The organism is Algoriphagus aquimarinus, assembly GCF_900112005.1.
In the GTDB taxonomy this organism is placed as follows: domain Bacteria; phylum Bacteroidota; class Bacteroidia; order Cytophagales; family Cyclobacteriaceae; genus Algoriphagus; species Algoriphagus aquimarinus.
In genome coordinates, this window is sequence record NZ_FOKK01000015.1 from 1 (window position 1) to 15,906 (window position 15,906).

The window sequence follows — 15,906 nt, forward strand, 5'->3', positions numbered from 1 at the left end:
CCTGTTGTTCTCGCATACACCGTTCCTGAGCTGTTTACATCTGCTGTAAAGCTGCCATCAGTGATCGACGTGCTGAAATCTGAATTCAAGGAATATTCTACTCCATCAAGCGCAGTGAACGTGATTGTTACTGTAGTAGCATCACATGCAGGAGCAGGAACATCTAGTACTGGTGCTGCCGGTGAAACTGGAGCTGGAGCTACTTCGTAGCCTGAGCTGATCACACAAGTAGTACCTATAGTTCTCGCATACACCGTTCCGTTACTGTTTACATCTGCCGTGAAGCTGCCATCAGTAATCGACGTGCTGAAATCTGAATTCAAGGAATATTCTACTCCATCAACTGCAGTGAACGTGATCGTTACCGAAGCCGCATCACATGCAGGAGCAGGAACATCTAATACTGGTGCTGCTGGCGTCACAGGTGCTGGAGCTACTTCGTAGCCTGAGCTGATCACACAAGTAGTACCTGTTGTTCTCGCATACACCGTTCCTGAGCTGTTTACATCTGCTGTAAAGCTGCCATCAATGATCGTAGTACTGAAATCTGAATTCAAGGAGTATGCTACTCCATCAACCGCAGTGAATGTGATCGTTACTGTAGTAGCATCACATGCAGGAGCAGGAACATCTAGTACTGGGGCTGCTGGTGTTACTGGTGCTGGAGCTACTTCGTAACCTGAGCTGATCGTACAAGTAGTACCTGTTGTTCTCGCATATACCGTTCCTGAGCTGTTTACATTTGCTGTAAAGCTGCCATCAGTGATCGTAGTACTGAAATCTGAATTTAAAGAATATTCTACTCCAACAACTGCAGTGAACGTGATCGTTACCGAAGCCGCATCACATGCAGGAGCAGGAACATCTAGTACTGGTGCTGCTGGTGTTACTGGTGCTGGAGCTACCTCGAAACCTGAGCTAATCACACAACTAGTTCCTGTTGTTTTCGCATACACCGTTCCTGAGCTGTTAACATCTGCTGTAAAGCTGCCATCAGTGATCGTAGTACTGAAATCTGAATTTAAAGAATACTCTACTCCATCAACTGCAGTGAACGTGATCGCTACCGTAGTCGCATCACATAATGGATCTGGAACTTCTAATACTGGGGCTGCTGGTGTTACTGGTGCTGAAGCAACTTCGTAACCTGAGCTGATCATACAAGTAGTACCTGTTGTTCTCGCATATACTGTTCCCGAGCTGTTTGTAGCTGCTGTAAAGCTGCCATCAGTGATCGTAGTACTGAAATCTGAATTCAAGGAATATTCTACTCCAACAACTGCGGTGAACGTGATCGTTACCGAAGCCGCATCACATGCAGGAGCAGGAACATCTAGTACTGGTGCTGCTGGCGTCACAGGTGCTGGAGCTACTTCGAAACCTGAGCTAATCATACAACTAGTTCCTGTTGTTTTCGCATACACCGTTCCTGAGCTGTTTACATCTGCTGTAAAGCTGCCATCAGTGATCGTAGTACTGAAATCTGAATTTAAAGAATACTCTACTCCATCAACTGCAGTGAACGTGATCGCTACCGTAGTCGCATCACATAATGGATCTGGAACTTCTAATACTGGGGCTGCTGGTGTCAGCGGAGCTGGATCAACTGTATAATTTGAATTGCTAACACAAGTAGTAGTACCAATAGTCCTTGCGTATACCGTTCCTGAGCTATTTACGTTTGCTGCAAAGCTACCGTTAGTGATTGTAGTAGTGAACCCTGAATTTAAGGAGTATTCAACTCCTGTAGCTGCAGTGAAAGTGATTGTTACTGAAGCTGCATCACACGTTGGTGCTGGCACTGTTAATACAGGAGCAACTGGTGTTACTCTAGCTGGCCCCACGGTATAAGTTGAATTACTAGTACAGGTGGTACCTACTGTTCTAGCATACACCGTTCCTGAGCTACTTACATTTGCTGTAAAACTGCCACCCGTGATCGAAGTACTGAAATCCGAATCTAAGGAGTATTCCACCCCGGCAGCTGCAGTGAACGTGATTGTGACCGAAGATGCATCACACAATGGGGTAGGAACTGTTAATACTGGCGCAACTGGTGAAATACCGTATAGTGTAACGGTCTTTTGAAGTGATTTGACAATACCCCCGCTAGTTACTTGAAGAGTAACATTATAAGAATTAGCAGATCCAAAATCTACATTTTGAGGATCAGAAGCTGCAGAGGTTGCTGGATTACCACCGGTAAATGACCAAGAATAAACATAATCTGCAGGATTTCCGCCAGTTGTCAAATTCTCAAAATCTACTGTGAAATCATTACAATTAGTTTCAAAATCAAAATTTGCTACTAGAGGAGTTCTTACTAAAAAAACAACTCCTGGGTAGGAGCATTGAGCGTTTCCTGCTGAAGTAGGGCAGGATTTATTGTTTGCTTGAGCACTTCCTGTATTCCAATTGATATACAAATTCTTTACTTCAAGCTTATCACCATATTCCCATGAAAAATTACCGATTTTGAAAACTTCATTGTTCACAACATTTCTTGTGTTTCCGCTGGCATCTTCTAGAACAACACAATTTGCCTGCGATGGGCCCTTCACATCATTGACATAAATATCATATTGGATATGCGGGTTATAGCCGTTACCACTGACCTGCCACTTCGCCCAAATACCCCCTACAATTACTGTCCCTATTGCAGTTCCATCCAAAGCATTTGGATCAAAAACATTACCGTTACTATCCCGAAATTCAATTTCGATAACCTTCAAGTTCTCTTGATTACAACCAGGATTGTTTAATACAAATGGTGTAGCAGGTGTGATAATCGTAGTCTGGGAAAATGCCTTGTTTGGCAAAACTGACCCAACGGCAAAAAAGAAGAATAAGGTTAAAAACCAAAGACTGCTTTTTTGAAATACACCCCTTTCGAAAAATCCACTGGATTGTGGTCGGGAGCCTAATTGACAATTGGAAATCCTGTCCATATCGTTATTATTTAAAATTTTTTGCTTTCGTAAACCTATTCTCTATATGGGATCGTTTTTGGATGGCTCTTTTAGCAGCCTAAAACTTTTCCTTTTTCCTTCAAAATTCTACCTAAAAGTTTGACGTGATGACTTAAAAAGATCGAATTAAACTTTGGTATTATTAATTATGCCCTAAAAATACACTTTTATGACTTTCATATCCAAACATTTACGCAAATTATTTTTACGTAATGCGTTTTTTTTTATGTGAAAATATTTTTAAGTGTGTTGAAAAGTATTTTTTGACCTATTTTATCATAATTCACCAGTACAAAATTTTACGTACAAAAAATCAAATCTCCTCATATCTATTGGCTTAGTTCAAGTTCTAGCGAAAAACATTTGTACCTTAATTACTCCCACAGGTACCTAATCGAAAATTTAAGACTTATAGAAATGCTCAATCACTCCATCTCAGAACAAAACAACACTGATCTTGAACATCTTTTTAAAAGCCAGCTCTTAACTTCTACCTTATGGAGGTCTTCATCTGCTGATGACAGAATAGCTAGACTAAAAAAAATAAGAACTTGGATAAAAGATCATCAGCAAGAAATTCGTAATGCATTAAAAAACGATTTTGGAAAGCCCGAATCAGAAACGGACCTCAGTGAAATATTTCCGGTAACAGCTGAAATAAACCATAGTATCAAAAAGCTGCATAAATGGATGACTCCAAAATCGGTGTCTACTCCTCTTCCTATGCTAGGGACTTCTGGTAGTATTTACCATGAACCCAAAGGAAGATCCTTGATCATTGCTCCATGGAACTATCCTTTCAATCTTTCGATTGGCCCGTTGATTTCTGCTTTGTCAGCAGGATGTCCTGTGATTCTCAAACCGTCAGAGATGACTCCTCATACGTCGGAACTCATATCAAAAATGATTTCCGAGCTTTTCGCCCCTAAAGAAGTAGCTGTCGTTTTGGGTGGCATAGAAACATCACAAGCCCTACTAAAGCTTCCTTTTGATCATATTTTTTTCACAGGAAGTCCTACAGTTGGAAAAATCGTAATGAAAGCAGCAGCAGAAAACCTAAGTTCTGTGACTTTGGAATTGGGAGGAAAATCACCTGCGATCGTAGATGAGGATGCAGACTGTAAAGATGCCGCTGAGAAATTGATTTGGGGGAAATATGTCAACTGTGGCCAAACCTGCATCGCTCCGGATTATCTTTTGGTTCATGAATCCAAACTGGAAAACCTCTTTTCGGAAATGAAAGTCGCCATTCAAAAAATGTACGATCCTGACTTTAAAGGAATCGAGAAATCTCCTGATATGGCTCGCATAGTTAATGACAAACATTTCAACAGACTGACAGAGAATATTGAAGACGCCTTATCAAAAGGAGCTCAACTTGTTTTTGGGGGAAATAGCGATCAACACACACGTTACATAGAACCAACTATTTTAAGAAATGTGTCTGATGAAATGCAGGTTATGGAAGAAGAGATTTTCGGCCCAATTCTCCCCGTTAAATCATATACCTCCTTAGGTGAAGCCATTGACTATGTCAATTCCAAACCAAAACCGTTAGCACTATACTTTTTTGGAGTAAATGCAGAGCAATCTTCGAAAGTACTTAGAGAAACAAGCTCTGGAAATGCCGTAATCAACGACTGTGTGCTTCATTACCTACATATGGAACTACCTTTCGGAGGAGTAAATAATAGCGGAATAGGCAAAGCACATGGCTATCATGGTTTTTTAGCCTTCAGTAATGAGAAAGGTGTGTTGAAGCAACGAGTGGGTCTAAACAATGTAACACTACTGAGACCTCCTTATGGAATCAAGGCAAAGCAAATCATTGCATCCTTAATCAAATGGTTTTAAACATGTACAAAAACACAATGAAGCTTTTCTGGAAATCATGCTTATATATAATAGCCATTTATACCCTCAGTAGCTGTATTTCGGATAAAGATGAAAATCCAACCGAGAATCTAGCGGCATTAGACTTATTTGATCAATCCTACGGGGCGGAGCAAAATCAGATTTTTGACATTTATTTACCTGCAGGAAGGTCCATCGCAAAAACTCCACTCCTTATATATATACATGGCGGTGCTTGGGTAGAAGGAAGCAAGGAGGAATTTAATCAATTCAGACAGGCATTATCCAGAGAATTCACTGAATATGCGTTTGCTTCAATAAATTACAGGTTGTACAACTTCAGCCAAGGAAACAATAAATTCCCCGCTCAAGAGGATGATGTCTTAGAAGCCCTAAGCTATTTTCAAAGCAAAGCTTCTGAATGGAATATTTCAGACAAATTAATCCTAGCTGGCGCAAGCGCCGGTGGACATTTGGCTTTATTACATGCCTACAAACATCCAACTGTAGGCAATGTCAGAGCGGTAATTGCCTTTTTCCCTCCCACCAATCTGGCCGAATTATATGACTTTAGTTTCTTCACCCAAACCGGCCTAAGTGGAATGCTGGGAGGAAACCCCAAAGATAAACCAGAAGCTTTTGCCGCTTCCAGCCCAATTACATTCATTAATAGTAAATCAGTTCCTACGATCTTTTTCCATGGCACTTCAGATATAATAGTACCTATTTCTCAAAGCCAGCTTTTAAAAAAAGCACTAATTGATGCAGGCGTGAAGTATGAATTTACAGAAGTGCCAAATCAAGGACATGGATTTACCTTAGACACCTATCCTAGTTTATTTCAGCAAGCTGCAAAGTTCGTTAAGGAACAAATGTAAAAAGGCTACGATTGGAGCCTTTTTACAATTCGTTTAGACACTACTAAAGAAGTTCATTTGCAAGATTTGCCAATTCAGACCGCTCTCCTTTTTCTAGTTTGATATGTGCATAAAGCGGATGGTCCTTCACTCGATCTATTAAATAGGACAAACCATTGGACTGTGAATCTAGATAGGGCGTGTCTATTTGAAACACATCTCCAGTGAAGATGATTTTGGTGTTCTCTCCCGCTCTTGAGATAATCGTCTTGATCTCATGCGGTGTCAAATTCTGTGCTTCATCCACTATAAAGAAGATATTTGACAGTGAACGTCCTCGTATATATGCCAATGGCTGAATTACTAGTTTCTCCTGATTTACCAATTCTGTAATCTTCTGAAATTCCTTATCTGTCTCCTTATACTGGTTTTGGATAAATTTCAGGTTGTCCCAAAGCGGCTCCATGTAAGGATTCAACTTTGACTTGATATCTCCTGGTAAATACCCAATATCCTTATTACTCAAAGGGACAATCGGCCTAGCCAAGTAAATTTGCTTATATTCTCTTCTTTGTTCCAAAGCTCCCGCCAAAGCCAGAAGTGTTTTACCCGTTCCGGCAACTCCTTGGATAGAAACTAAGCGGATATTAGGATTGGTAATCGCGTGAAGCGCAAAAGTCTGCTCGGCATTTTTAGGCTTGATATTATATGCCAGTTTTTTGTCAACTCGCTCTAGAATACTCTCATCCGAATTGTAATAAGCTAGAACTGAATTCTTATCACTTTTGAGGATATAATAGGCATTCGACTTTCTTTTTCGTGTTCCTAAGACAGTCTTCGCTTCAACATACCCCTGCTCGTATAGTTTATCAATATACTGTGGGTCAATATCATCCAGAATATACTTCCCTGTATTCTCGAGTTCGGTAATATTCTTAATCTTTCCTGTCTCGTAGTCTTCAGCAAGAAGGTCAATGGATTTGGCCTTTAAACGAAGATTAATGTCTTTGCTGACCAAGATTACTTTTCTGCCCTTTTCATGCTGTTTGAGGTAAAGCGCACAGTTCAGAATCTTGTGATCGTTCTTTTCCTCACCAAAAATCTCATTGGCGTTGATCTGATTTTCTGGATTCATCAGCACCCTAAAATTCCCCTTGGTCTTCCCGTTCAAAGGAGTCCAATTATGAATCATATGATCCTGTGATAGTTTATCCAGCAATCGGATAAATTCTCGCGCTTCAAAATTCTTGGTGTCATTGCCTTTCTTGAACTGGTCAAGCTCCTCTAGCACCGTGATCGGGATGACCACATCGTGCTCGGCAAAGTTCATAATGGAGTTGTGTGCGTAGAGGATCACCGAAGTATCCAGCACAAAGATTTTCCGATCTTTATCGGATTTGGCTCTAGGCATGCGCAGGTAGTGTAGTGGAACTATGTTATTTAATTTAGAAAAATAATCGGGCTATTGTCAAAGTTTAGATAAGAATTTATGGTTAATTAAATGTGACCATTCTCTATACAGTTGACTATCAATCCAATAAAAAAAGGGTAGAATTTATCATCCTACCCTTTTTAGAAAAATCTAAGTTTTTCAATCCAGCAATGCTGCAATATCATCCTGTCCAAGACTCTTCATAAAGCTTTCTTCGGTATTAATCAGCTCTCCAGCGAGTGCTAGCTTGCGGTCCTGAAGCGCCATGATTTTCTCCTCCACAGATCCACGCGTGATAAATTTATAGATAATGACCTTATTTTCTTGACCGATTCTATGTGCCCTATCAATTGCCTGAGCCTCCACAGCAGGATTCCACCATGGATCAAGTAAAAACACATATTCAGCTTTGGTCAAATTCAAACCAACCCCACCTGCTTTTAGGGAAATCAAGAACACTTTGATGTCTTCGTTTTCCTGAAATTTCTCAACCTGAGCCTGACGGTCTTTAGTGCTTCCATCCAAGTACGCATACGGAATCCCCTCTTTCTCTAGGTATTCCTTCACAATACCTAAATGCCTCACAAATTGACTAAAGACTAATACTTTATGACCTTCTGAAATAGTAGATTGAAGCATATATGTCACATCTTCCAGCTTACCTGATTCACCTTCATAATCATCTCTGACTAATTTCGGATGATTGGCAATCTGACGAAGCTGGGTTAGACCACGAAGCAATGTGAACTGCTGATTATTTCTACCTGTACTCTGGATGTCAGAAATAATCTTCTCTCGGTAATAGTTCTTAACTTCTTCGTAAACCTCCTCTTGCTCAACCGTCATATCAGAATACTTCACGTTGGTGATTTTTTCTGGTAGGTCAGTTGCAACTTGAGATTTCAGTCTTCTAAGAATAAATGGCTTAATCATGGCATGGAGCTTAGCAGATTTATTTGCGTCACCTTGCTTTTCTATAGGCAGTAAAAACTGCTTCTTAAACGAATTCTGATTGCCCAATAATCCTGGATTGATGAAATTCATCTGAGACCAAAGATCCATCGTGCTATTTTCCACAGGCGTACCTGTCAAAATCAACTTTTGCTTGCTCTTAAGCTGATTAACAGCTGCCGCAATATTACTCCCTGGATTTTTGATTGCCTGGGATTCATCTAAAATGATATAGTTGAAGTAAAAGCCTTTCAGCACCTCTACATCCAATCGGGTAATTCCATAGGATGTCAATACCAAATCGTATTCACCAAATCTCCATGGATCTTTGATACGCTGAGTACCCGAATAAACCAGAATCTTCAATTCAGGAGTAAACTTCCTCGCTTCAAGCTCCCAGTTATAAATCAGAGAAGTAGGCATCACCAGAAGTGAAGTTAAACCTGGATTTTCCTCCATCTCATGTGCTAGCAGAGCAAGAGTTTGAACAGTTTTACCCAAACCCATATCATCGGCCAAACATCCACCGAACTTAAACTCATTCAAAAATCTAAGCCAATTATATCCCGCATGCTGATAAGGACGTAATGTTCCCTCAAAACCAGTTGGCAGGGTATACTCTTCAATAGATTCAAAATCTCTAAGTCGCTCCAACTTCCTACTCAATGTAACCTGAACAAGATTACCTATCTCCATTTCTCTGGCTAGCGCCAAATGATGCTTGCGCAATACCATGGAATTCTCATCCCCACGATCTTCCATGAAGTTGAAAAGTTCAGAGTAATTCACAAACCAAGAGGCAGGAATCACAGCGATTTCGCCGTTTGGCAATTCAAATTCGGCCTTACCTTGAAGCAAAAGCTTTCTTAGCTTCGCAAAAGGCACTAGGTAAATCCCAAATTTGATTAGTGCTTTGACATCAAACCAATCAATATTTTCATTGACTTCTATAGAAATCTGGGCTTTACCTATATTATACACCTTGCCCTTAGCATTAGGCTTTTGGACGATCTTAATTTTCTCAGTTTCAAGAAATTCTTCATTTTCACCAATCCACTCAAAGGCTTCAGTCTTTGGCAAAGCATCTTTACCTATTTTGAACTCAAGTCCCTTGTCGCGTAATAGTTTTAGATAGGCTTTTTCTTTCTGAGTGCTACGAATCGTTTTATAGAACGTGTAGCTATCGTTTCCTTCTTCCAGCCTGACAGAAGCTCCATGTTTTTCAGAACTTGGTGTCTGCACCGGAAAATCAATATTGCCGTACTTGAACCGAAGCTCGAAAGCAATTTTATCCTCTTCTAACTTTTCTCCATCTTCTCCAAAGAGATTCTTCCCTGATCCTCCAGGCAAATCACTGATGTTGATAAACACCTCTGGTGTGCCACGCTCTATATTAATATCGAAACCGACTGACTCCACATCAAACTGTGAAATCAAATTGGCCATAAAACCGCGATAGTAATTCGGCTCAATTCGTTTGTCAATGACAATAAACTTCTTGTTTAAAAAAGCTTTCAGCTTTTTCCCATCAATTCCTTTCTCGAAATGGAACAACTGCCCTTCAACAACTAGCCATCCTGGCTCATTACTAATGAAATAGCCATTCTTGTATTGCCAATCGAGTTTTTCCCCTTTGAATTTAATCGTTGGCCAATAATGGGTGTTTTCTTCATTTTTATGAAAATGGAATAGAACACTTGCACGCTCTGCATTTACAGTTATTTCTTTCCAGACTGGATTACCATCACTTCCCATTTCAAATAGCCTTTTACCGATAAGTAAAGGCATTATTTTGGATCGCTTCTTCTCAATCACTTCTTCAATGGCATCCTGCGTCTTTTTATCTTCCGTTTTAGGATCAAAGATTTTCTCGAGGTATTGCTTCGGGCGAATATTTCCTCTTTTAATAAAAGGCTTTACCACCACTTCTGGGCTCATTGAATCCATGATCTTTATCAAATCATAATCTGCCTTATTCAATCCTGCGTCAAATTCGCTAGCATTAGCAGAACTAATATTTTGATAAGCCAAAGAGAGCCTTCCTTGAGGATCAATTTGTACCACAAAAGATTCTATCAGGAGACCAAGGGACTCGTGGCTGTAAATAGAATAAACTATCTGAAAAGGTTTATCAGAATCAACTATCATATAATTATCGGAATGACAAAACTTCCACAAGTCTGGGATCAAGCAAAAGGAAGTAAAGCCGGGGTTAAGTATCCCAAAAAAGGGAAAAGCAAGTTGCAAATTACAAAAAATACTGCTCAAATTCAGGATTTAAGCCAATTATCTCCCATAAAACAGCAAAAGTCTTCAAGATTAGATAATCTAATCTTGAAGACTTTTGGTGAAAATAACGTAAAAACCTACTCGGAAAGCTGATCTACTTCCTCTCTTACTGATTGGGTAGAATCGGCTGGTTTTTCAGGAAAAAATCTACTCTGAAACACCAAGATCATAGCAACGCCAATAAATATAGCTGCATCAGCCACATTGAAAATCGGCCAAAGTGCAGTATAACTACCTCCCCACACCGGAAGCCATTCGGGCAGATATCCTTCCCAAATATCAAAGTAGAACATATCGACTACCTGTCCATGAAACCAAGGAGTAGAAGCATTATACGGAGCATTATTTAGCCAAACACCATAGAAAACAGAATCAACTAAATTACCTATTGCCCCACCCAAAATCATAGCAATACATACTATATATAAGGCCGGCTGTTTTTTATCGATGATGTAGTATAGATAATACCCAATTCCCACCATCGCTACCAAACGGAATGAAGTTAGTAGCAGTTTACCATAGTCAGAGCCCAGCTCCATCCCAAATGCCATTCCTGGATTCGTAGTATAGTGCAGTTTAAACCAGTCTCCGAAAATTGGGATCTGCCCAGGTGAGCCAAAATCCATCTCGAAATGAACTAGCATTTTAACCGCTTGATCTATAAGGATCACCAATAGTGCGATGCCAAAGTATTTCAGGTATTTATTCATTATATACGATTAGCTATTAGGCTTTTTCCACCAAAACAGCGAGTTCAAAATCATCCATATCAAGTACTGTAGCACCATCCAACTCAGCAGATAGCTCTAGTTTCAACGCCTGTACTTCTGTTTGGATATATTCCCCAAAAGACTTTACCGCATTTTTCACTAATTCATTGTCATCTGCTAGGGTCACGTTGATCTTGTCTTGTACTTCCAGACCCATATCCTTACGAAGGTTCTGTATACGGTTCACCAAATCTCTCGCGATTCCTTCCTGCTTCAATTCATCAGAAAGTGTCACATCAAGCGCGACAGTTACTCCCTGATCAGAAGCTACAGACCAGCCTGGAATATCCTCAGACGAAATCAACACTTCTTCCAAAAGCAATTCTAGACTTTCGCCGTCCACATCAACCGAGATCTTACCTTCCCGCTCTATTTCAGCGATTTCGGCTTGTTCCCACTTGTTGATTGCAGCAACTACAAAGCGCATTTTTGGACCCAATTTCTTTCCTAAAACAGGAAGATTTGGTTTCACACTTTTCACCAAGATACCTGACGCATCATCGATGAACTCAATGTCTTTGATATTCACTTCAGATTTGATCAGTTCTTCCAAATGCAAAATCTGAGCTTTAGTTCTCTCCTTTAAAATCGGAATCAATATTCTTTGAAGCGGCTGACGCACTTTCATCTTCTCTTTCTTTCTCAGCGAGTGTACCAAAGAAGAAATCGTCTGAGACAACTCCATGCTTTCTTCCAGATCTTTATTGATCAACCCAGAATCAGCAGAAACCCAATCCGTCAAATGCACTGAAGCTTTGGAATCAGATCCCGACTCCGTCAAATTCTGATACAACCAATCTGCGTAGAAAGGCGCAAATGATGACATCAGCTGCGTAAGTGTCAACAAGGATTCATACAAAGTCTCGTAAGCTGCCTGCTTATCTGAATTCATATCACCTCTCCAGAATCTCTTTCTAGCAAGTCTCACGTACCAATTAGAAAGCTGATCGACCGTGTAATTCATGATCGCACGAGTAGCTCGCGTCGCATCGTAATTATTCATCGATTCCTCGACCTCCGCGATCAATGATTGAAGCTTAGACACGATCCACTGATCGAGCTCAGCTCTTTCTCCTACTGGTATCGCTTTGGATTTGTCATAGACAAAAGCATCCAAATTCGCATACAGCGCGAAGAAATTATAGGTATTCTGAAGTGTGCCAAAGAAGCGTCGTTGCACCTCAGTCACACCATCCAGATTGAATTTCAAGTTATCCCAAGGATTGGAGTTGCTTAGCAAGTACCAACGCACTGCATCTGGGCCGTATTCCTTAAGCGTTTTAAAAGGATCGACAGCGTTGCCCAATCGCTTGGACATTTTGTTACCGTTTTTATCCAGTACAAGTCCATTTGCAATCACGTTTTTGAAAGCCACGCTATCAAAAAGCATCACTGAAATGGCATGTAGTGTAAAGAACCAACCACGTGTCTGATCCACTCCTTCAGCGATATAATCCGCTGGATAGTTAGCTTTGAAAATATCCTCGTTTTCGAAAGGATAGTGCCACTGCGCATACGGCATGGCTCCAGAGTCAAACCAAACATCGATCAAATCAGCCTCACGGACCATTTTCTCACCCTTGGCAGAAACCAAAATCACATCATCCACAAATGGACGGTGAAGATCCAACTCGCGGCCTTCGTATGGAGATTTTTCCATGAAGCCCTTGGCAATGGATTCTTCAATCGCAGTTTCCAATTCAGCGATAGATCCGATGCAACGCTCTTCCGTTCCATCTTCTGTTCTCCAGATCGGAAGCGGCGTGCCCCAGAATCTAGATCTGCTCAAGTTCCAATCAACCAAGTTTTCCAGCCAGTTGCCAAAACGACCCGTTCCGGTAGCCTCAGGCTTCCAGTTGATCGTCTTATTTAGCTCTACTAATCTGTCTTTGTAAGCCGTGGTTTTGATAAACCAGCTGTCCATAGGATAGTAAAGCACAGGCTTATCAGTTCTCCAACAGTGTGGATAACTGTGCTCATATTTCTCAACCTTGAAGGCCTTATTTTCATTTTTCAGAATGATAGAAATGATCACATCGGTGCTTTTGAAGTCTGCTGCGCTCTCATCATCCTCTGTGTAGTTTTTCACATAGAAATCATCCACACCATATTCTTTATGGGCAGTGATCGCATGTTCAGCTACTTTATCCACAAGGTACTCACCCACCATCGTGATGAATTTTCCGCGTTTATCCACAATCGGAATATCTTTTCCTTGCTCATCTTTCACGAAGACGCCAGGCACATTATTCTGCGCCAATGTTCTAAAGTCATCCGCACCGAAAGCTTTCGCAAGGTGAACGATACCAGTACCATCTTCCGTAGTCACATAGTCACCAGAAACAACAGTGAAAGCTGGATGCGCAAGTGCCAAACCTGCTATCGGGAACAGTTGCTCATACTCCCAACCTAGCATGTCCTTTCCTTTAAACTCCTCGATTACTTCGAAAGGAATCAGCTTGTCACCACCTTTATAATCTTCCAATTTCAGCTCGGCTGCTTTTGGATTTAGGTATGTATTCATTCTAGCTTTCGCCAAAATCACCGTGCAGGCATCGAATGTATAAGGATTGAAAGTCTTCACTTTCACGTAGTCCAAATTCTCACCAATCGCCAAAGCCGAGTTGGCTGGCAAAGTCCAAGGCGTAGTCGTCCAAGCTATGATATAGGTATTTTCCTCACCTTTCAGTTTGAACTGAGCAGTGATGGAAGTGTCTTTTACATCCTTGTATGTACCAGGCTGATTCAGTTCGTGCGAACTCAAACCTGTACCAGCAGCTGGCGAATATGGTTGAATTGTATAGCCTTTGTAGATCAGATCTTTCTCGTAAAGCTTCTTCAGCAAACTCCAAACTGATTCGATGTAGTTCGGCTCAAACGTGATATACGGATCATCCAAATCCACCCAGTAACCAATTTTCTCAGTCAGGTCATCCCATTCATTTTTGAATCGCATGACCGTCTCACGGCACTTTTGGTTGTATTCTTCTACGGAGATTTTCTTTCCAATATCCTCTTTGGTGATACCCAATTCCTTCTCCACCTGCAATTCTACAGGCAAGCCATGCGTATCCCAACCGCCTTTTCGCTTTACTTGAAAACCTTGAAGTGTCTTGTAACGGCAGAAAATATCTTTCAAGGTACGCGCCATCACGTGGTGAATACCCGGAGTACCATTTGCCGAAGGCGGACCCTCAAAAAATGTAAATGTCTCCGCACCGTCACGGTTGGTTACTGATTGCTCGAAAATCTGGTTTTCTTTCCAGTACTTCAATACGGACTCCCCGATTTCGGGATAATCCACTTGTTTAAATTCCTGATATGTCTTCACTGTATCCTTTCTTAAGGGCAAGTAGGTAATAATTCATTCCAATTAGCCAGCCCCTATCCACAATGGATAAAGATTTATTTTGGCTGTTTTTATATACTTTTCAAGGGACTATACCCTCAAAAGCAGGCACAAAGATAGGAGAATTCCCCCTTTTTGGGAGGGTCAATTGGAAAAAATGGCAATACGTATTAGAAGGTAATCCAGCTTTAATATTTCAATCTTCAAATTTTGCAATCTTTCAATGCCTAAAGCACCAGCTTATAACTCACACTTCTTCCTCCACCCTGCGGTAAAAAGACCCCTAACTCTGCCAAGGCCTGCAAATCACGAGTTGCAGTGGCTTTGGAAGCTTTCGTGATCGCAATAAATTTCTTAGCGGTCATTCCTCCTTCAAAACCCGCTGGCCCTTCGGCAAGCATTCGATTGATGACTTTCACTTGGCGGTCATTGAGTTCACTTTTATAGCGATCAAAGAGTTTGACTTTTTGAAGTGTGAAGTTGATTAATCGCTCTGCGCTCAGCTGAGAATGATAAACTGTGTCCGAAAAGTAATCGAGCCAATCCGTAATTTCGTTAGCGCTTTGACCACTTTTCAGCGCATCGTAATACTCCTTTTTCTTAGCCTCTATCGTACTGGAAAGACTAATCAATGTGGCCTGCCCCAATCCTTGATGCAATGCCTTTTCTGCCAAAGCCCGACCAATACGGCCATTTCCATCTTCGAAAGGGTGAACCGACTCAAAATACAAATGCGTGATCGCAGACCGGATCAGCGGATTGTTTATCGTCGCTGTTTTCCCTGGAGCAGTTTCGTTAAACCAAGAAATAAAGGCGTCCATTTCAGCTGGAATCTGGGTAGAAGGAGGTGCTTCGAAATGCACGGTTTCCTTCCCCATTGCTCCTGAAACTACTTGCATTGGAGCAGAATCTGAACGCCACCGTCCTGCTCGAACGTATCGATTTCCTTCCATTAGCAATTCATGCCACTCGAAAAGTGCTTCTTCTGTCAATTCCTGCGCATAATCTGCTCGCACCTTGATCATCAATTTTGCGATGCCCTTAGCTCGCTGATCTTTGACTAATAAAGGCTGCTCCTCGTGAATGCCCAGGTTCTTTTTGATAGAAGACATCACGTCTGGTCGACTGAGAAATTCACCTTCGATCTCGGAAGTTTTGATTGCTTCCACTACCATCATTTCCAGTAGCAGTTCGGTCTGATTCCCCTCCGACAAACCAGTAAGCACGCCAGACATTTGTCCGGATTTCATGAGAAAATCAAGCAGTATTTTCCCAGACTTACCTTCTTTGTAGGTGAATTTTGGCCAATCCGACTGTTCCCAATTATAGCTCATGAGCCGAATATACAACTTATTCGGCTCATAATATCAAGTATTTTGAGCCGAATAAGAAGACTATTAGGCTCACGATTTAAAAAACTTCGAATTTCAGCACT

At 41.1% G+C, this 15,906-nt stretch carries 9 protein-coding genes; 3 read left to right on the plus strand and 6 right to left on the minus strand.

What is annotated here, in order from left to right:
- On the minus strand, positions 1–2,948 hold a 2,948-nt coding region (locus BM291_RS16725), incomplete at its 3' end, for a hypothetical protein (protein WP_139229124.1).
- A 438-nt stretch (positions 2,949–3,386) separates the two neighbouring features.
- Between BM291_RS16725 and BM291_RS16730 the strand changes: the two genes are divergently transcribed.
- Together BM291_RS16730 and BM291_RS16735 are read left to right on the plus strand one after the other, a co-directional pair.
- Positions 3,387–4,823, plus strand: coding sequence for an aldehyde dehydrogenase family protein (locus BM291_RS16730; protein WP_092899535.1), 1,437 nt, complete (start codon positions 3,387–3,389; stop codon positions 4,821–4,823).
- A gap of 2 nt (positions 4,824–4,825) precedes the next feature.
- A complete protein-coding gene (locus BM291_RS16735; RefSeq protein WP_175499732.1) occupies positions 4,826–5,701 on the plus strand; it encodes an alpha/beta hydrolase in 876 nt (291 codons plus the stop codon).
- 43 nt (positions 5,702–5,744) lie between these two features.
- Here BM291_RS16735 and BM291_RS16740 read toward each other — a convergent pair whose 3' ends face one another.
- Positions 5,745–7,091 (minus strand): PhoH family protein, encoded by a 1,347-nt coding sequence (locus tag BM291_RS16740; RefSeq protein ID WP_092899539.1) that lies wholly within the window; start codon positions 7,089–7,091, stop codon positions 5,745–5,747.
- A gap of 180 nt (positions 7,092–7,271) precedes the next feature.
- On the minus strand, positions 7,272–10,211 hold the full coding sequence (locus BM291_RS16745; RefSeq protein ID WP_092899541.1) for a DEAD/DEAH box helicase: 2,940 nt from the start codon (positions 10,209–10,211) through the stop codon (positions 7,272–7,274).
- Positions 10,212–10,223: 12 nt separating this feature from the next.
- Here BM291_RS16745 and BM291_RS16750 point away from each other — a divergent pair, with 12 nt between their 5' ends.
- The gene (locus BM291_RS16750) at positions 10,224–10,445 is read left to right on the plus strand and encodes a hypothetical protein (RefSeq protein ID WP_092899543.1); all 222 of its coding nucleotides are present in this window, start codon (positions 10,224–10,226) and stop codon (positions 10,443–10,445) included.
- Here the strand turns inward: BM291_RS16750 and BM291_RS16755 are convergent.
- From BM291_RS16755 to BM291_RS16765, 3 genes are all read right to left on the minus strand, one after another.
- Complete coding sequence (locus BM291_RS16755; protein WP_092899545.1) at positions 10,430–11,062, minus strand: lipoprotein signal peptidase; 633 nt, start codon at positions 11,060–11,062, stop codon at positions 10,430–10,432. The genes BM291_RS16750 and BM291_RS16755 overlap by 16 nt on opposite strands.
- 16 nt (positions 11,063–11,078) lie before the next feature.
- Positions 11,079–14,453 (minus strand): isoleucine--tRNA ligase, encoded by a 3,375-nt coding sequence (ileS, locus tag BM291_RS16760; RefSeq protein ID WP_092899705.1) that lies wholly within the window; start codon positions 14,451–14,453, stop codon positions 11,079–11,081.
- A 245-nt stretch (positions 14,454–14,698) separates the two neighbouring features.
- Complete coding sequence (locus tag BM291_RS16765; protein ID WP_092899547.1) at positions 14,699–15,805, minus strand: Fic family protein; 1,107 nt, start codon at positions 15,803–15,805, stop codon at positions 14,699–14,701.
- Positions 15,806–15,906 lie beyond the last annotated feature (101 nt).